This is a genomic window from Photorhabdus africana (assembly GCF_035181445.1).
Taxonomy (GTDB): Bacteria; Pseudomonadota; Gammaproteobacteria; order Enterobacterales; family Enterobacteriaceae; genus Photorhabdus; species Photorhabdus laumondii.
In genome coordinates, this window is record NZ_JAXBVE010000050.1 from 13,556 (window position 1) to 33,869 (window position 20,314).

Consider the following 20,314-nt stretch of genomic DNA (forward strand, 5'->3'; position numbering starts at 1 on the left):
ATGCTGATCAGAAAAGTCGGTTATAGTCATTCTAGTGGTGTCGAAGTTATTAATAAATTATTATTTTAAAAATAGTAATTTATTATTTTTTCTTTTAAATCAGTATGATAATTAATTTTTATATTTTTCTTTTAAATTGATTTATTATGTTTATTCTATTTTAAAAAAATAAATGTTTTTTTACTTGTTATAATATGATAAATATATGTGTATATTTTATAGGAAATAACTTTAATTAATTTTCGAGATTGATTTTATGTTAAATCAATAACATTTTTTTATGGTTTTTAATGTTTTTTTTATTTTTATAGTTAAAGTAAGTTTATATTTGAATTAATTATTAAAGTTTTAATATTTAAATTGTTTTTTTTATAAATAATGTAATTAATAAAATTAAAAAGATAAAGTTACCCGATGATGTGATTATTATCACAAATAATTGTAATTATTTTTTTTGCTTAACGATGTAATTGTGCATTTTATCACGAAAATGATTTTTGTTTTTATTTATTATATAGTTACAATAGATTGTTTAGTTGAAAGTTATATCGGAAAATTGAAGTTTTCATAAAATCACTCTTTTTTGATTAGAAGTGTTCATTATTATAACCTAAATTAACGATTATTTTATAATTAAAAACCATAAAAGTTTATACAAGGAAACCATAATATGGATAATAATTGATTGCTTAAAGGTATTTACAATTTGTTAACAAATTTGTTTTATACGGTAATATTATGAACGGTATTTATTAGCCTGAATATTTTACCGGCTCAATGGAATAGAGAGATTTTTGTCCAGAAATAAAACTAATAATTAAATACAGAGCATTATAGATATTTTATTCTTACTTAACTTAATCCGTGTTGGTGTTATAGGAGGCGTGAAATCTTGGCAAAGTGGTATGCCCGTGGGCAACTCTTGGCGTGATAGAAATGAAAAGACCCTAACTATAAAAAAACAGATTTATCTTGTGGATTGAGATAAACGTTTTGCAGTTTCTCAGTACAATAGCCTGCGTTTGTTCGTTGAAACGGCATATGATGATGTGTACAGCGACAATCCAGCTTATGAAAATAAAAGATACTGACGCTCATCTGTATTTGTAAGTTGACAGTGATAGTAGGAGAGCTAATTTTGAATCCTCCTAAACTACCTAAAAAAGAGGTGTGAAATGGTTAACAATGTGTTGAAAGTCTCCACATTAACCTTATTGGTCGCATGTAATGTCCATGCTGCAACAGTTGATTTGCGGGTAATGGAAACATCTGATGTTCACAGTAACTTGATTGATTTTGATTACTTTAAGGATAAACCTACAGAACAATTTGGTTTGGTACGCACAGCGAGCTTAGTTAAAGCCGCCAAAGCAGAAGCCTCTAACACCGTTCTGGTCGATAACGGTGATTTGATTCAAGGTAGCCCACTGGCTGATTACGTGGCCGCGAAAGGCCTTAAAAAAGGGGAATCTCATCCAGCGCATCAGTTAATGAATACAATGGGTTATACAGTGGGTAACTTTGGTAACCACGAGTTTAACTTTGGTTTGGATTATCTGAAAAAAGCCATTGCCGGTGCGACGTTCCCCTATATCAATGCCAACATCATGGATGCGAAAACCGGTAAGAACTATTTCACCCCCTATATTATGGTTGATACGCCGGTAAAAGACCGGGAGGGTAAAAATCATACCATCAAGATTGGCTATATCGGTTTTGTACCGCCACAGATTGTTATCTGGGATAAGGTCAATCTGGATGGGAAAGTTGTCGTTAACGATATCACTGAAACCGCGAAAAAATTTGTTCCTCAAATGAAAAAAGCAGGGGCAGATTTGATTATTGCTATTCCTCACTCCGGCTTTTCCAAGGAGCCTTATAAGGCAATGGCCGAGAACTCGGTTTATTACTTGAGTGAAGTTAAAGGCATTGATGCGATTATGTTTGGTCACTCACACGGTGTGTTTCCAAGCAAAGAATTTGCAGATATTAAAGGCGTTGATATTGCCAAAGGTACGGTTAACGGTGTTCCGGCTGTTATGCCCGGTCAATGGGGTGATCATTTAGGTGTTGTTGATATGGTTATCGATAACGAGGGCGGGGCATGGAAAGTGACGGAAGCAAAAGCGGAAGCGCGCCCGATTTATGACAAAGTAAATAAAAAGGCACTGGTTGAGCGTGATAGTGAGTTGGCAAAAATTATCGGACAAGCGCATCAGGGAACACAGAGTTTTGTGGGTAAATTGATTGGTAAAGCTTCCGCCAATATGTATAGCTATCTGGCTTTGATTCAAAGTGATCCGACAGTGCAAATCGTGAATGATGCACAAGCAGATTACGCTCGGCATTTCATTCAGGGTGATCCTGATTTAGCGGATATTCCGGTTCTGGCCGCCGCGGCCCCATTCAAAGTTGGCGGGCGTAAAAATGCACCCGCAGAGTTTGTTGAAGTTGAAAAAGGTGATTTAACCTTTCGTCATGCAGCAGACTTGTATCTCTATTCCAATACACTGGCTGTTGTGAAGGTCACCGGCGCTGATGTGATTGAATGGTTGGAGTGCTCGGCGGGCATGTATAACCAGATTGATCCAAATTCAACTCAGCCGCAGTATCTGTTGAATTGGAGCGGCTTCCGTACTTATAACTTCGACATGATAAGTGGCGTGAATTATAAGATTGATCTGACTCAGCCCGCTAAATACGACGTTGATTGCCAGATCATCAATCAGGGGGCGAATCGTATCAAACAGCTGACTTACCAAGGTAAACCGATCGATACTCACGCTAACTTTCTCATTGCTACCAATAATTACCGCGCTTATGGCGGTAAATTTGCTGGCACCGGCGAAGATCACATCGCATTCGCTTCACCGGATGAGAACCGCGCTATTTTGGCGGCTTACATTGTCAAAATGTCTAAACAGCAAGGGATGGTAGCGACCAAAGCCGAGAATAACTGGTCGATTATGCCAATCAAAACTGACAAGAAATTGGATATCCGTTTCGAAACGTCTCCAAGTGAGAAAGCGGCGAAATTCATCAACGCATTTTCTCAATATCCAGTGAAATATTTGGAAAATGATGAGATCGGTTTTGCGGTATATCAAATTGATCTGACTGAAAAAAAATAATTTTAATAGTCGCCTGCCCTAATTTGGACAGGTTTTTGTTTGTTTACCATCAACAGGGAAATAATTTCCCATAAAGGAATTAAGATGCGTTTTTTTAATTTATTATCAGCAATATTCGTTTTACTGATTGTGGGTTGTGTGAAGCAACCAGAAGTGACGGGCTCGTTGGCGTCTCTATCAACATTGGAAGAGGGGGCGTCTTGTGTCTTACCGGCTACTCCGCCGAAAGATTATGACTATGTTGCTAAAGGTGACCGTTATGGTCAGAACGCAACCGCATCGACAGATTACTTCAAACTGGCTATTAGTTATTCTCCCGCATTTTGTAAGAGCAAAGCAAAGAATATTGAGCGCTTGAAAAAGAGTAACAAATTTGCTGAAGCGCAGCGTGAATATGAAAAATTTGAATTACAGTGTTTCTCCGAAAACAAATTTAGTTGGGTAATTCACGGCTTGTGGGCGCAAACTTGTGATAGTAAATCAGTGGCACAGTGTCGTGATTGGTCTGATGTCAGGAAACATCCACGTCTTTGCAAAGGGGATTTACCGCCACTGGATTATCAGGTGATTAAACCTTATTTGTGCGCTTCTCCAGGGGTAGATTTGTTACAAGGTGAGTGGGAAAAACATGGTGTTTGCGCGTTTACAACGCCAGATCAATTTTTCAGTAAACAGCAAGAATTGTTTGATGGATTGGTATTGCCGAGTGATCGTCCATCTAATGAACGGTTAATTCAATTCCTCCAGAAAAATAATCCATCATTGAAGGGAAAAACCATTCAGATCAATCGAGATGAATTTTACGTTTGTTACAGCAAAAATTTCGACGTGATTAATTGTCCGAAGCGTGAGTTGTGATGGTTTTCCTTTCTATAAAAGGAAGATCACTGTGATGTGCCTGACCTGCGGTAACGTGGGTCAGGTTTACCTTCTCTTAATCGTCTATACCCGTCATCTTTCAAGTTGCCTCTTTGTTGGCTGCACTCACTCACCCCGGTTACATCGTTATCTATGCTCCCGGGGATTCGTTCCCTTGCCGTCGCGATGCATCTTGAAATCCATAGGGTATATAATGGCGATGATATCCCGAAATAAACGGCGTCTGATGCAGAAAACTGCCCAGAAAAAATATTGCTTGCAGGCTTATAGCCGTCATTCCGCACCGTATTTCTGATTTAAAAATAATGTGATCTTACACAGGTTTTTTGTATTGATGACATCAGTGGGATTGACGGTAATCGCCAATTTTGATCTATTACTTTTATTTGCCGGATAGCGAATATGTCTACACCCGTACCTGCCATTAAACGTCTCGATCATCTTGGCCTTATCGCCGCTTTTTGTCATGAAGCAGGTTTACCCCGCATGATTGATGCCATTATCCCAAAATATTCATCGCATACCGTCTATGCGGGGCGCGGGAAACCCGGCAAGCATCAACCCCCCAAATCGGTTCATTATCAATTAGCCGGTCAGGCTTATACCCGGTTAGACAATGTGAAGCAGGCCAGATTGCGGGTCGGGAGGTTTATTTTAGCGACCAATGAACGGGATGAAGGACGGCTTAATATGGCGGCGTTACTGGCTAATTATAAGGCACAACAAAAGGTGGAACGGGGTTTTCGCTTCCTGAAAAGTCCGGAATTCCTGACGTCTGCTATTTTCCTGAAAAAACCAGAGCGGACAGAAGCGCTGTTAATGGTGATGACATGTTGTCTCATGGTTTATGCGGCGCTGGAGCATAAAATTCGGCATGAATTGAAACAAAATGTGCCGTTTTTCCCCGATATGAAGAACAAACCGACACAATCCCCCACCGCGCGTTGGGTGTTTCTGGCCTTTGAAGGGATCAGCACCTTTGAATTTCAAGAACATAAAATGGTGACAGGAATGCAATCTTACCACCATGAGCTTTTGAGTTTATTAGGCGCACAATATAAAGCGGTTTATTCCTGAATTAGGTGCGGAATGAAGGATACTATTACTTGAACAACGGTAAGGAACCTCATCCTTCAAGACGGAAAAATATTAAAGTAATGAACCTCGATACTGTATTCTTTACAGAGGAACTGTACCATCACGACAAATGCTCCTAACCGTCATAAAAACCTCTGAAGCAGGTGAGCATACTTGATTTCCCCAAGAATAAGCTCTATTTCGTAACGCTTCCAATGATCTCGGATGTGGGTAGTCACGAATCTCCGTAATATAGCAAGCCATTGCTTGAAGTTTCATTTCTAGAGTAGATGTAATATCTACCCATGTATCGGGAATAAACGTTCGAGGATAGGCCCATTCTGTACTACTTGCAGTATCAAAGGCAAAAACCGCTTTTATATACTTCTCAATAGGTCTTACAGCAACCAAAATGGCTTTAAATAGAAGCTCATGATCATAATTTATATCACCACCATATTGACAATAAATTATTGTCGGGCATATCTCTTTGATTATTTCCTCCAATGGCCGGATAATTTCAATAAGGTTAAATTGATCTAATCGTTGATCGGGAAAATTCAAATAACGAATATCTGTTACTCCCAATTTATTAGCTGCGTTTTGTGCAAAAGAATACATATCAACATTCTGGTTAGTGTAACGTAACGATACTCCTTCACAAAAAATCACACTTGTTACTGAAATACCCATTTTACGATATAGAGCAACTGTTCCTCCGCATCCCAGAATCTCATCATCAGGATGTGCTGCAATAACAAGAACTCTAACGTTTTTATTTACTAATTTCACAGAAAAAATTCCTTGGTCAGTTTGAATAACAATATACAGATAAGAATACCTCAATAGTATATTTTTCAGATCACAGATGTAAAAATAACAAGATTTTCCTGGGAAAGGCTATATTTCTTTAACCAGTTATTCATAGGAATTCAAATATTTTATTTCCTTATCAAAAACAGACTCCAAAGAAATCATAAGTTCATTATCACTACCTTCAAACTGCAGCCCAAATTTAGTCATATCTTTCTGTACTCGATTCCACCCAGTTAAGATTTCGACTCCATTCTCTGGCGTTGTTTTGCTCCTAAAATGACGTTCTCTCGCCATGAAAATTCCTCGAAAACAACCATAGAATTTTCTAAATATGTAATGATTTTTCAAAAGTAATTTATTGAAGTTATTTTCCTTCATATATAAAACTTGTTTCTTAGCATGATTAAAAACAGTAATATATTCTTTCATATAGTCCTTATTCAACAGATAAGGAATTATTACTGAAGTATTTTTTTCGCATTTCGTTCTAGATAGATAAAAACCGTTAATTTTGAATTTATCTCTGTTATACAAATCGGAAAGAAATGAGATAATAGTTTCATTATCATAAGGGTCCCACATTAGCAACTTATTTGACCCAATTCGTTTAGAGATAACATATTTGGTATGATCTACTTTCTGATAGTAGTCCAATTCATTTGGAAAGAAATATGAATTAGATTCTAAAATAAAAAGTTCATTTAGTGGAATTTCATTTAATTCTTGCAGATAATATACATTTGTCTCTATATGAAAAAACTTTTGTAAGAATATGAAAAATATATGTGGCTCGACACTTCCAGAAAAAATTCCTGTTGGTGGATGATAAGAAATGTCCAAGTTAAAAGTATAAAGCTCATCAGTACATATATTGTGATATTCCATCCAATAAACGAGTGCATTAAAGAAACAATCATATGGACCTAAATGTTCAAAGTAATTACCTGTAAGATCAACATGTTTACTCATCTATTCACCTTCAATATTCATTTAATTCTGCTAAATTAACATACACTCGATCGTATAATCGCCCCATTATATGACGATCAAACGTTGCTCCACGCTTTTTTGCATTTTCTCCCATTTTCATACGCAGAATCTCATCTTGAATAAGAAGTTGACAAAAATCTCTTGCTTGTTGATATCCAGTACACAAAAATCCTGTTTCTCCATGAATAATCTGTTCTGGATTTCCCCCTTTTTTTTCTGCAATAACTGGAATACCCGCAACCATCGCTTCGGAAATTACATTAGCAAACCCCTCCAAACTATCATCAGGTGTAAGATAAAGGAATATATCACATATAGAAAGCATTTCTCTTATTTTACTCCCAGGCCAAATTTTAATCATATCTTGCGCTTGATATATCATTATTTCTTCGTTCAATCTATCGATAAGAGTAGAATCCCCATCACCAACTATAATAAAAGTTGCATCTAGTTTTAAATCGATTAAATTAACTATATAGTTTTTGGGTATCTTGTTTTCATAAATAGTACTGTGTCGCCCAATAATAATTCCTTCCGTTTTTCTCTTACTTAAAATAAATTGCTGTATATCAATATAGCTTTTAATCACAATTCTTTTGTTGCTTCCTATATGCCACTGAAATCTGTCAATAAAATCGCTTCCTGAAACATAAACATCTGCTTGAATATCTTCAACTGGAGCAGGATCTTGTACTGTTACAATGACGCTACAATTATTAGGTATTCGGTTCTTAGGTATCATTTTAAATCCGGGCCACCAATGGTAGTGAATAATATCAGGCACCTCCTTCATGATTATTTTAATAAGATTTCTTTGCGCATAATCTATGAATGTAATCTGTAACTCCTCAAGCTCATATTCATATTGATTTAAAGTACTAACCACTATATGTTCAAAGCATAACGATGTGGATTTTATAATATTAATTAAAGCCCGTTGAGACCCTCCAACCTTCATATGTTGTATTAAATGTAGTATTTTCACTTTCTTAGGTAAAAAAATTTTTCCTTCCTTCATTACACAATCCACCTTTTTATCTAATCATCTTATAATAAGTTCTTTTAGACTCTTCCACTTCTGTTCGAAAACCATTTTCTAAAGATAAACAAAATCCTTCCAAACTAATTTCTCCAAATGTAAATTCTTTATAAATGACAGGAGCAATTGTTGGATACTTTTGTATAAAATATTCAAAATTTTTATTAATATCTCTTATTCTATCATTTCCAACTGTATGCTCTAGATGATATACTATTGCGTCAGATCTGTATTTGTAACGATTACCATGTAAAACTAAACGATATCCTAACTCAATATCTTCTATCCCCCATCCTATGAAGCCTTCATCAAATCCACCTACTTCTAGTAGATCAATTTTCCGTGCTGAAACATTACGTGCTACAAAGCAAATCCACCTAGCCTGAGCATTTTTTTGATATTTGCCATCAAACAATCGTAACGTTTGCTTTCCATAGAAATCTCTACGAATCTGTTTCAATAATCCTTCCATATCTCCATGTAATGCCCTAACAAGCGAATGCTTCATAGAATTTCTCATAAGATTAGAGCAATACACGTTATAACGATCACCTACGACAACTAAACTCTCTTCTTTACGATGTTCAGAAATATGTGCTCTAACAAATGTAGAATTTACTATTACATCATCATCTGTAAGAATGATAACTTCACCTTTTGCAACATGAATACCAACGTTTCTAGCGGCAGCAATTCCTTGATGTACCGTTTTTATATATTGAATTGCCAGATGATTTATAAATTTATCTATTATTACGTGTAAATCAACATCAGAGCCATCATCAATAATAACCACTTCAAATGGGACTTCCGTTGCCTCTTGATTTACAAGAGATTGTAACGTAATTTCGAGATGTTTTGGCTTATTTCTCGTAATAATAAGAACACTTGCATATACCTGATACATTATACACCACTCCTTTCTCAACTCTCTCAGCTACCTGTGCTAGAATATGATTTTAATCCCAATTGCCAAATTATCCTTGATAGGGTTAAGAAAATAATCGAAATAAAAACTGACATTATCCCCAATTCCCATCCAATATTTCCAAGTAATGCCATAGCAGCAGGGTTAGCAATTAATGCGAGAGGAACTATCATTTTGAAAATAAAACCGAATCCTCCATTAAAGATATCAACAGGAAAACGCGCAATAATAATATTATTTAAGAACAAGGAATCTCTGTGTTCGTTACTAGGCCACCAAAACGAAGTAGCAGTCCAAATAAACCAGATACTATAATATGTTATCATTCCAGTCAGTAACAGCAAAATGTACAGAAATAAATCGATAAAACAAAAATTCACTGAAGCAGAATAATATCCATAGATGACAATAAACACACCGCTAATTGTGTTTGTTAATTGTGGAAAATCAATTCTTCTAAAAGATGCATAAAATTGGGAATCGATTGGTTTGGTCAAGTAAGTATCAAGTTTTCCTTCTATAATATCATCCTGAAGCTCTCCCATATTGTTTATTAATAATCCCATCATCACAGAATCAATAATGACGTAGGTACCCAGTAATATAATTATATCTTCCCATACCCAACCTGCAATACTATCAACATGTCCATAAATGGCTTTAAAAAGAACAATAGGAACCGAAATCCATAATAATGACGAAAAAACAGCAGCGACAAAATTAGGACGAAACTCCATATCTTGTTGCAAACTTAACATAAGAATCTTTTTTATAAGCTTTAGATACCGAAACATGTTACCCTCCTACCTCTACATACTTTTTCAATCCTTGTTTCCAAACTATCCTTCCTAAAAAGAAGAATATAAGACACCAAATAGCCTGTATGATTAATCCAGATATCACATTGATCTCATCCATATCAGTAAGTAATACTCTTAACGGGAAATATGCAAGATATGGAAAGGGAGTTTTATCAATGACTGCGACAATATTTGAGGGAAGAATATCTATTGGGAAAAATATTCCAGCCAAGCTCATGATAACTATTTCCTTCACAAATAAAATCATATCTGCCTTTTGAGTCCAAAAGACATAGCAACCAATCGTCCAAGATACTAAAAACCACAAGATACAAGACAGGATAATAGACAAGAAACCCAAAAATAGATTATAAACAGATAGTTGGAAATCAAAATAACTTCCAAATATAACCGTCAACAATACGAGTGGAACAGCGCCTAAGATAACATTAACCAATCGATCTCCGATCATTTCCCAAAAATAATAGATTTGCACATCTACAGGTTTTAGTAATAGAGTACTAAGGTTTCCTTCATGAACTTGCTCATGCAACTTCCAATCAATTGCATACCATACAAAATAATTAATAAGCCTGGCACCGATAAAATACATAACCAACTCAGAAAATGTATATCCCTCCAACGTATCACCATTTGCATAAATGGCCTTCCACAAGAAAATCATTGCAATCGCTGGAATTAACGCTTCAATAATCATATAAAATACACTAAAACGATATTCAATGCCCTTTTGCCAAGTGATATAAAAAACATGTAGATATTTTCTTATCGACAACTTATTAACCATATAGACCTCCATCTCAACTCTTGAGGTTTTTTATTTTTATTCGTCTTTCGAATACACCTTAGAAATGATATCTTCCATTGATAACTCTTCCACATTTAGATCTTCGACTAAGAATTTCTCCAGAATATTTGCTACTGTTTGTGGTACTCTTTCACGGTCAATTCTCAGTGTAACTTCTAAATCATCTTGATTCGTAATTTCACCGAATAGTTCAAGCTCCCCATTAGTGACCGCATTCTTTAATTTCATCTTTATATATTTATAGCGACTAAATGAATTAATGATATCAATCGTTTTTCCATCATAAATAATAACTCCCTGATGAAGAATGATCAATCGATCACACAATTCTTTTATATCTTCAAGATAGTGACTTGTTAACAAGATCGTTGCTTGATAGGTCTTATTATACTCCCGCAGAAAAGCTCTAATATTTTTTTGAGCAAAAATATCTAAACCAATCGTTGGTTCGTCCATAAACAAAATTTCCGGGTTATGCAATGTTGCACCAATTAATTCCATTTTCATTCTTTCTCCTAACGATAGCTTTCTCGTTTGAACCTTCAACAAATCTGTAACATCCAATAATTCTGAAAGTTTGTTTACTCTATTATGAAAATCATCTGTGGAAATATTATAGATATCTTTAATCAAACCAAAATAGTCCATAGGTGGCAAATCCCATATCAATTGAGTTTTATTTCCCATCACCATAGAGATTTTGTTCCGGTATCTCAAAGAACGCTCCCAAGGTATTTCTCTCCAAACTGTAGCCGTTCCACTCGTTGGTGTAAGTAATCCACTCAACATTTTAAGTGTTGTTGTTTTTCCAGCACCATTGAGACCAATTAACCCTACGAATTCACCTTTATTAATTTTTAAAGAAATATTATTAACAGCATTATTATATTCATATTTCCTATTAATTAATGACTTAATTGAACCAATAAAACCGGGTTCTTTTTCATGATATTTATACACTTTGGTTAAATTTTTTACATCTATTATTGGCATGATTTCTATAATGAACGCCTCTCGTTTACAAAGCTTCCGTTAATGTTGACATTGACGAGTTCTAGCAAGTCCCGGTCTTACCCATTTTTAACATCATTTACGGCTGCTCACGAAAATTTTCTGCATTCACCCTTCATTAAACGTTAATGTTTGCCTGATATCAGATCAAAAGGGTCTGACACCGACGTTATCTTTCTGGTACATATATACTCGTCATCTTTCAAGTTGCCTCTTTGTTGGCTGCACTCACTCACCCCGGTCACATCGTTATCTATGCTCCCGGAGATTCGCTCCCTTGCCGTCGCAATGCATCTTAAAATCCATAGGGTATAGAGTTATGGGCAATGATCCTCCACACTGCTCACCCCGACTTATTAACCATTTAACCATCATCACTGCAACTAATAGTAACACTGATTCATCTACATTCTCTAAATTCCGTCATTCATTTACTGATACCTAGCAATTTCACTCCTTCCCAGTTACTGAAGCTCATATCCCAATATTGTGAACTATCGCAGATTATACCGATTAAATAGAATCCTCTGTTAGCAAAATAGGCTAATTAGTTGTTCCAAATAATAAATCACATGAAGGGAATTCAATCCGCATTAAGTGATCTAATTGATCACCAAATCAAAGTAAATCACTAGCCGGAAATAAACAACCCCTGATACAGAAAACAACGTATAAAACCAAGGATAAACACTATTCCTGACAACTAACCAAGATACTAATGTTACATCGTAACAACACCTCCAGTTATGTGCTAAAATCCTTTGATATGACTGTTTGATTCTAATCTGCTCCCTACATAAAGTGGAGAAACTGTCTACCATTGATGATGTCCTGTGCCAGTGCAGAATATCCGGTTTTATGAAGATGAAGTGGGTATTGATCTTCCCCCAAAATCGGTGCTAACTAACAGTTTCATAGGCAACAGAAATACATCACCCTAGGCAGATTCAGGATTAATTTATCAACTAGTATACTCGCCGTGAGGTAACCGTGTTGAGCGACTGTAACAGACATTCTATAAAACAATTACCCGAAATTATCAGTGTCGCATCGTGTGGTATATTCCAATGTACCACCTTGGAGCAAAATGCTTTTTGAATTATAACCATAATTCATAAGTAAATCGAATATTGATAAATTAGGAATAAAACCTTTATTTTCATAGCATTGTGTATAAATAGGGCAATTCCATTCTATTGGCCTTATACTTATATCGTTTTTTTCAAAAAGTTGACGATCCAAATAATTCTCATACCCATATTTACCAGCAATATACTCTGTTGCTCCTACGAGCTTGCAAATGTCAATTAACAAATCATTTTTTATGCTACATAACCCCAGTTCTGAAGACTTTATAACCCTTACATCTGATTTCAAAAAACCAATAACCCATTTCAGCATCGCATAATTTATTTCAGATACGTGTATCCACTCTCTTCGGTATACCTCCTCTAAAAATGGGAATATATCATCAAAATACATTGCTGAATTATAGTTATAATAAAACCCCTTTAGATGTTTTTCTCTCCAGCCCTCTCCATAAATAGATATTTCTTTAATTATCATCTTACCACTTTTCTTCTTTATGGGAATCGTCAGAAGAAAAGATCCATTAGCATTCTTTAGTTTATTTCTATTTACCCAATCATTCTTGGAGTAATTGATATGGTCTAAAAAAACAAATACTTCACTAGTTATAATCTTATAAATTAATGGCAACCAAGGGAGATAATGTGGCTGATGTATTGATACACGCATTTTTCTAATCTTTATTATATTTTCTTTCAATATAAACAACAAGACCATGAAAAGAATTAATCAAATTAACACTTAACTCCTCATCTGGAATCTGAATATGAAATTCTTGCTCTATTCTAACCAATAATTCCAATGCTGCAATAGAATCCATATTAAATTGCTCTATTAAATTATCTACTTTTATCTCAGGAACACTTTCTAGTTCAAGAATTTCTTTAAGCATTTGAGAAAGTTTCAATTCAATATAATCTTTTGTTATCATAATAATCACCTATATTCATTTAATTTTTCTTAAAATTTTTCCCATCGAAGAAGTTGGTAATGAACTTCTAACTTCTATATTTTGGGGTATCTTATGTACTGATAATTTTTCACGACATAAATCAAATAATTCTTTCTTATCAATATGTTGCTTAACCGTCACAAGTGCAATAGGGACCTGACCTCTCTTTACATCCGATATGCCATATACGATCGCTTCATTCACACTAGGATGTCCTTTCAGCACAAATTCAATTTCAAATGGATTGACTTTTTTTCCTCCAACATTGATTGTTAAATCCTTTCTTCCTACAATATGGAACCCTTTTTCATTTGTAACTACCAAATCTCCAGTCGGAAACCATTGATCAAAATAGTTTTCTTTAACTTTTCCATCATCTATTATACAAACGCATAGAGCATTTGTTTTAACTAGGAGCTCATAAGCAAATTGTCCTCGAAAATCATATGACTCATTATAGTCCAGTTTCATTTCTACACCTGTAATAAGACGATAGGGATACGTAAATAAACTCCTATCATTGTATTTATTGTTCTCAATCATAAGAGCACCTGTTTCAGACATACCATAGATATTGCTTATTTGAATATCAAGAAATTCAATTTTATTTTTTTCCTCCAATGACATTGCTGAACCACCTGATAACGCAATTCTAATATTGCCAAATTTCTGATTACTATACTCACATAGCAATCGATAGTGGGTAGGCAACCCAATAAAAATCGTATTGCTTTTCAGCAAACTTTCCAACTTTGAGACTAATATAATTGGATCTGTATAAGTTATTTCACAACCATTTAGCAACGGTACTGTCATTCCAAACATGAAGCCATACGAATGACATAATTGAGCAGAACAAACTATACGATCGCACTCTTTGATTCCTAACGTAGAAACTATTTGTCCTGCCTCCTCCAATATTTGTTCTTCAGTTTTCACAATTCCCTTTGGGTTACCTGCTGAACCCGAAGAAAAAAACATCATACTTCCTTTCATATCGTGTTTATAACCCATTTGAAATATCGTAGATTCACGAAAGTCAGTCAGGTACATGCTAAAATATTTTTCATAATCAGCCAAAGAAAAAGTATTATCCGTTATAAAAAACTCATTTTCATCAAAAATAATATATTCTGGTGAAAATAAACCTATCTTCTGACATTCCTGAGCAGTCATTTTAGGATGAAAGAACATCATTTTTGCCTTTATATTTGATAATGCAAGCACACTAATTACGTTTAATATGCTATTTACCAGAACAAGGCCCACAGACGTACCACTAATAATTCCATGATGATTTAAGTGTCTCGTCAATTTATTTACATATTCGTTCAATTGACCATATGTTATAGACTCTTTTTTGTTATTAATAGCAGTTCTATTAGATCTAACATTAGCAACTTTCAAAAAATACTCATACATCTTACTTTTTTCACTCATCAATAAACCTCTTGATATGCTCAAAAAGATCATTATGATCATTAATAATGGCCGTTTTCATTTTTCCCCGTGATGGTAACAGCCCTCGATTCCAACTAACTAAAACAGATGAAACATTTAGCTTATTAGCAATCTCTATGTCAGTTAATGTGTCACTTATATATAAACTTCTTTCATTACTCCCTTTCAACTCTTCAATGGTTTTTATCAGGCCTTCTTCAAATGGTTTAGGACGAACCGCATCGTCAGCAGTTATAATACTTCGAAAATAACGAGTAAGATTTGTCTTTTCCAACAAGGCCATGGTGGTTTCTCTCTTCCTGCCTGTAAATAATCCAACCGGACTGCCGCTATAGCTTAAAAATTCTAATATTCTGTCTATTCCCTCAAATCGTTCTACTCTATATAAGTCAAGATTAGCGATAAACTTTGCAGTATAGAATTTTAACTCCTTGTCATTGTCCATCTTCCCCAATAAAGCAGTTAATGTTTCCCTTTCGGTCACCTTATTTGCACGAATAATATCCAACTTCTTATATTGTATTCCTGTTACTTCTAATGCAGTCTCATAACACGTCTTCAAATGAATATTCCACGTATTCACTAACGTTCCGTCCAAATCAAATACAATACATGGCTTGTCGTTCCTATTATCCATTCAATACACCTTATAACCTGTATAATATTACCTACCATTAATAGATACACTGTTAAGTGATCTATGCCTGATATCATCCCCACCTAATTACATTAGTCTTTCATAAGCTATTGATAACAGATAACCGAAAATAGAATATTTACAACTGCAATTATATGACACTCTATGTAAATCAAATATTGTATTTATCGCCTATTCCCAACTGACAAACATTTTTCCCTGCATCAGCTTTACTTTTAATATATGATAAAATTTCCATTACTTCATTATTATAACAAACAACCCCTAGTACGCATTCAGCAAACAGTACCGTAAACTTTCAGCGTTTCCTATAGAACTACATCTTCAGTTATTGGGTAAAATCATATATTTTTATCTTCAGCCGTAATTTCAGACTCACGAATAGTCGCTGATTTTAGATACACAGCACAAGCAGATTCAATCAGCGGTAAGGTAAGTCCAGCCCCTGATGCTTGTCCTAACCTCATTCCTAAACTTAACAAAGGTGATTTATCTAACTCTTGTACTACATATTTATGGCCTGGTTCTGCTGATAAATGCGATATAATCATATATTCTGATACAATTTGTGACATTCTGTAGGCAAGGAGCCCAGCTACACTGCTAATAAATCCATCAACAACAACAGGTATCTTATTAATCGCAGCACCCAATATCACACCAACTACACCAACTATTTCAAATCCCCCCAATTTAGTAAGGATATCAATTGGATCGTCAGGATTTGCCATATTAATGAGCAGACTCTTTTTTACAATATTTATTTTGCGATCTTGAACATCCAAGGAGATTCCTGTTCCCTGTCCTACAGTTTCCTCAGGAGATATCTTACACAACAAACTTGTAATTGCGCTGGCTGATGTTGTATTCCCTATACCAATCTCTCCTACTGCAATAATGTCACTGTGAATGAGCAACTCTGAGGAAACAAGCTGGATTCCCTTCAGAATCCCCTCAATTACTTGCCCCCTATGCATAGCGGGTCCTTTGGCTATGTTATTCGTAACATATCCCAACTTCATATTAAGAACAGTCGGACATGATTTAACAATCTCAGTAACACCCATGTCTACAGGTACTAAGAATGCGCCTACAGTATTAGCAATCGCATTAATAGGAGCCTTTCCCTCACTGATTTTCTGCAATAACTTTCCTGTGACACTCGATTTAAAAACGGAGATGGACTCTTTAGCAACCCCATGATCACCAGCCATAACAACAATAGATTTTTTAAAGTTATATGGATTTATTTCTTCCTTAATTGATAAAACCTGTTTTGCAATTGTGTCGAGAATCCCCAGACTACCAGATATCTTTAAAGACTTTGCTTCTTTTAGCATAATTCTTCTTTTAGCCATATGATCAACAGGCTTTATCTTTTTCAGATAATCTTTAACTATCTCTTCTTTTATCATTCAATCATACCTAGCAATTTTTTGTGTATTTTGTTTAGACAATAACTTGTTACATACATCCATAATCCCATTAACAAATAAAGTATTATTGAAATTTGTCAATATTCTTTCCCTCGCGCTTTCACCCATTTTTCTAGCTAAATCTGGTTCTTCAATAAAACGCAGTATCCCACGAAAGATATCTTCTGGATTCAATATTCGTTTTCCATCTTTCAAATATACGGCCACCTTTATTCCATCTATTCCATCCCTAACTAACTCATTTAATGAGTCAACACTTGTGCAAACTATCGGTTTACCCATTCCCATAAATTCCGCTGCCACATAACAAAACGATTCCCATATGGATGGAACCACTGCAATATCTGCTATTTTAAAATATACCAAAGCATCTTTTCTTGGTATATCACCCAAGAATATAACTTGTTCCTCTAATTCAAATTGATGAACTAATTCCTGTAGATAAGAGAGCTCTGGCCCAATTCCTATAATTAACAATCTTATATTTGAAACCTTTTTTTTCAATAGAGAAACTGCCTCAATCAGATAATTCATTCCTTTTACAGGTACTAAACGACCACATGCAACAATCAAGATTTCTTCAGTACTGACTACGTTTTCTCTCCTTTTTGCATACTCTTCTACAGTTAGTGGAGTCATTTCTTCAAGTATAATGCCTAAATAAACTACACTTTGGTTATTAGGTTCAAGGTTGTAATTTTCATTTATGCTATTAAAGATCGAGTTACTAATAAAAACGTTATAATTCGACATTCGTAACGACTTTTCTTCCAAATTAAATAAACTATTGTGACTTGCTGATATTGCATTTGAAACCATATGAAATGTGCTTTTATCATATGGAACGATTCGCCTAAAATCTTGTGATAGAATATTAACAATTGGACAATTATATAATTTTGACACTATCTTCGCTTCTGGGAAACAAAACAAATCTGGTAATAGTATTACATCGGGCATACCCAACTTACTTACTAAATAATTCACTCCTTTTAAGAGGCGATAATGTGATCTGATAATAGTATCCGATAAATTTGAATGATTGGTATATATTTTTTCATTCGCTACTCTATAGATATGAAGATTACCATATACTTCGTGAGAATTAATCTCCTTTGTAGTATTCGTTATAACTCCAACTTTCCCATCGCACGATGACGAAATACCTTTAGCTAAAGACCATGCAACGGTACTGGTTCCACCTATTGTAAAAGGAGGATATTCTCTTGATAAAATAAAAATAGTCATCATTTTTTTATCCACCCAACTTCGACAAATGTGATTTTTCACTTAGATTCTGAAATATCCGTATGATATTGCAAATAATTATCACCCATATGAATGGTAAAATCTCTGCTGTAATTTGCATAATTCACAAAGTAATCTTTAATAACATGACCTTTATATCCTACACATAAAATAAACTCATTATAACCAAATCTTGAATAGATTGTCATAATGTGCCATAAGATTGGCTTATCCCCAATATGAATCAATGCCTTAGGCACATCATCTGAAATACCTCTAATACGTAAGCCTTTTTTTCACCACATAAAATAACAACTTTCATAAATAATCTCCATACCTCTTCTTACAAATTATTATCTTAGTATTATATTTAACTTAAACTCCGAAATTATTGCTCATTGAAAATATAAAAAGTTAGAGAGCTATTGATACTTCTCTCAATACCCATATAACACATAATTAAAACTAATGAATTAATATGAAAAATGAAGAAAAAAGCTGTTACTATGATAATACTATTGTCGGCACAATGAAAATGGCGGATTAAAACCAGAACAATTTAAATAATATAATTTAACTTAGAGTAAATGTATTTCAGTTGGTGAATAAAATCATTCTTCAATAATCGTTAGAACATCATAACCATATTTAGTCAAATTTTAAATACTGTCTCTATGTAAATATAATAAGATTAGTTCACTGCAAGAATACTGTATCAGTCGTTACCTTAGCCCGGGATTGTATAATACTCTATCTCTCTCACAATCAAATTATATACCCGTTATCTTTCAAGTTGCCTCTTTGTTGGCTTCACTCTCTTACCCCGGTCACATCGTTATCTATGCTCCCGGGGATTCGCTCCCTTGCCGTCGCGATCCATCTTGAAATCCATTGGGTATAGATTGTATTGAAGAGATTTCTCTATTAATAATTTACAAACAATGAATTTTTATAAATAAAGTAAGCTAATACCTATACTTAAACATTCATAATATTCTCTTAGAATACAAGTTATCCTATATTCAGAATCAATAATGAGGTATTCATCATCTACAATACATAATATTAAGTCTGCAACTTTATAAAATTTTCTTGATTATCCTTTAAAAACACTTTGAAATTATATTTTAACTCATTATAAGATCGAAGTTATTAAACTACTAACGCTACCGCCCTTGCTAACTAAAGCACTCCTAAAAAACCATAGACTTCTTACTCGCTTGGAATCCATTTATTTCAAAGACAACAATTCTGTTCTTATCCATATATTCTTCTTCGAGATGCTATCGAAATTTAGAACACTTTTAATATAGTAAATTATTATCATTTAATAAAAACCAATGCAATAACTCCACTTAGTTATAAATTTCACATAAAATGGGTTTTAAGAGCCAAATAGTGTCACTACAATATATCCATGTCTGTAATCCAATAACTGTCAAAGCTAGCTCTGAACTTTCTTGCTCACTCCTTTCATTACTGTACTACCAGTTTAGTCAAGATAATACCTGCTCCTAATATCCTTTATATCCCATATTCATTGCTGATACTCAGGTAGTTGTATTAATCAATTTATTACGATCAAATTCAATATAATAACAACCATTTATCTATTGATCGGTTGATTACAGATAAACAAAATATAAAATGAAGTCACCCATCCAGATAAATAGAAAGTAACTCTATTAATCCGTCATTCCGCACCGTATTTCTGATTTAAAAATAATGTGATCTTACACAGGTTTTTTGTATTGATGACATCGGTGGGGTTGACGGTAATCGCCAATTTTGATCTATTACTTTTATTTGCCGGATAGCGAATATGTCTACACCCGTACCTGCCATTAAACGTCTCGATTATCTTGGCCTTATCGCCGCTTTTTGTCATGAAGCCGGTTTACCCCGCATGATTGATGCCATTATCCCAAAATATTCATCGCATACCGTCTCTCACGGCGACGCTTTTCTGG

Annotated in this window: 18 protein-coding genes; 4 read left to right on the top strand and 14 right to left on the bottom strand. The window is 34.5% G+C overall.

Features of this window, described 5'->3' with window-relative positions; genetic code table 11:
• The first annotated feature begins 1,175 nt into the window (after positions 1–1,175).
• The 3 genes from SLS51_RS19930 (at position 1,176) to SLS51_RS19945 (ending at position 5,087) form a co-directional block, all read left to right on the top strand.
• Positions 1,176–3,131, top strand: coding sequence for a bifunctional 2',3'-cyclic-nucleotide 2'-phosphodiesterase/3'-nucleotidase (locus tag SLS51_RS19930; RefSeq protein ID WP_323840337.1), 1,956 nt, complete (start codon positions 1,176–1,178; stop codon positions 3,129–3,131).
• Between the two features lie 84 nt (positions 3,132–3,215).
• A complete protein-coding gene (locus SLS51_RS19935) occupies positions 3,216–3,989 on the top strand; it encodes a ribonuclease T2 family protein (protein WP_323840338.1) in 774 nt (257 codons plus the stop codon).
• A 423-nt stretch (positions 3,990–4,412) separates the two neighbouring features.
• The gene (locus SLS51_RS19945; RefSeq protein ID WP_439126896.1) at positions 4,413–5,087 is read left to right on the top strand and encodes an IS1634 family transposase; all 675 of its coding nucleotides are present in this window, start codon (positions 4,413–4,415) and stop codon (positions 5,085–5,087) included.
• A 102-nt stretch (positions 5,088–5,189) separates the two neighbouring features.
• On the opposite strand, the gene SLS51_RS19950 is transcribed toward SLS51_RS19945, so the two are convergent.
• From SLS51_RS19950 to SLS51_RS20015, 14 genes are all read right to left on the bottom strand, one after another.
• Positions 5,190–5,879: a PIG-L deacetylase family protein gene (locus tag SLS51_RS19950; protein ID WP_113027240.1), complete on the bottom strand. Its 690-nt coding sequence runs from the start codon at positions 5,877–5,879 to the stop codon at positions 5,190–5,192.
• Between the two features lie 126 nt (positions 5,880–6,005).
• On the bottom strand, positions 6,006–6,872 hold the full coding sequence (locus SLS51_RS19955; RefSeq protein ID WP_323840339.1) for a hypothetical protein: 867 nt from the start codon (positions 6,870–6,872) through the stop codon (positions 6,006–6,008).
• Positions 6,873–6,882: 10 nt separating this feature from the next.
• Complete coding sequence (locus tag SLS51_RS19960) at positions 6,883–7,911, bottom strand: glycosyltransferase family 4 protein (RefSeq protein WP_323840340.1); 1,029 nt, start codon at positions 7,909–7,911, stop codon at positions 6,883–6,885.
• Between the two features lie 16 nt (positions 7,912–7,927).
• On the bottom strand, positions 7,928–8,839 hold the full coding sequence (locus tag SLS51_RS19965) for a glycosyltransferase (protein ID WP_323840341.1): 912 nt from the start codon (positions 8,837–8,839) through the stop codon (positions 7,928–7,930).
• A 26-nt stretch (positions 8,840–8,865) separates the two neighbouring features.
• Complete coding sequence (locus SLS51_RS19970) at positions 8,866–9,654, bottom strand: ABC transporter permease (protein WP_323840342.1); 789 nt, start codon at positions 9,652–9,654, stop codon at positions 8,866–8,868.
• Between the two features lies 1 nt (position 9,655).
• Complete coding sequence (locus tag SLS51_RS19975) at positions 9,656–10,468, bottom strand: ABC transporter permease (RefSeq protein ID WP_323840343.1); 813 nt, start codon at positions 10,466–10,468, stop codon at positions 9,656–9,658.
• A gap of 36 nt (positions 10,469–10,504) precedes the next feature.
• A complete protein-coding gene (locus tag SLS51_RS19980) occupies positions 10,505–11,482 on the bottom strand; it encodes an ABC transporter ATP-binding protein (protein WP_323840344.1) in 978 nt (325 codons plus the stop codon).
• A gap of 1,044 nt (positions 11,483–12,526) precedes the next feature.
• The gene (locus SLS51_RS19985; protein ID WP_323840345.1) at positions 12,527–13,258 is read right to left on the bottom strand and encodes a WbqC family protein; all 732 of its coding nucleotides are present in this window, start codon (positions 13,256–13,258) and stop codon (positions 12,527–12,529) included.
• Between the two features lie 4 nt (positions 13,259–13,262).
• Positions 13,263–13,520, bottom strand: coding sequence for an acyl carrier protein (locus SLS51_RS19990; protein WP_323840346.1), 258 nt, complete (start codon positions 13,518–13,520; stop codon positions 13,263–13,265).
• A 15-nt stretch (positions 13,521–13,535) separates the two neighbouring features.
• Entirely contained in the window at positions 13,536–14,981 is a 1,446-nt protein-coding gene (locus SLS51_RS19995) for a class I adenylate-forming enzyme family protein (RefSeq protein ID WP_323840347.1), read from the bottom strand.
• Positions 14,974–15,639 (bottom strand): HAD family hydrolase, encoded by a 666-nt coding sequence (locus SLS51_RS20000; protein ID WP_323840348.1) that lies wholly within the window; start codon positions 15,637–15,639, stop codon positions 14,974–14,976. Before SLS51_RS20000 ends, SLS51_RS19995 begins: the two co-directional genes overlap by 8 nt.
• Positions 15,640–16,001: 362 nt before the next feature.
• Positions 16,002–17,075, bottom strand: coding sequence for a nicotinate-nucleotide--dimethylbenzimidazole phosphoribosyltransferase (cobT, locus tag SLS51_RS20005; protein ID WP_113027214.1), 1,074 nt, complete (start codon positions 17,073–17,075; stop codon positions 16,002–16,004).
• Positions 17,076–18,347 (bottom strand): glycosyltransferase family 4 protein, encoded by a 1,272-nt coding sequence (locus SLS51_RS20010; RefSeq protein ID WP_323840349.1) that lies wholly within the window; start codon positions 18,345–18,347, stop codon positions 17,076–17,078.
• A gap of 35 nt (positions 18,348–18,382) precedes the next feature.
• Positions 18,383–18,604, bottom strand: a complete 222-nt coding sequence (locus tag SLS51_RS20015) for a glycosyltransferase family protein (protein ID WP_323840350.1) — start codon at positions 18,602–18,604, stop codon at positions 18,383–18,385.
• A 1,562-nt stretch (positions 18,605–20,166) separates the two neighbouring features.
• On the opposite strand from SLS51_RS20015, the gene SLS51_RS20020 reads away from it, so the two are divergent.
• The coding region (locus SLS51_RS20020; RefSeq protein ID WP_323840351.1) for a DUF4277 domain-containing protein at positions 20,167–20,314 on the top strand (148 nt) is incomplete at its 3' end.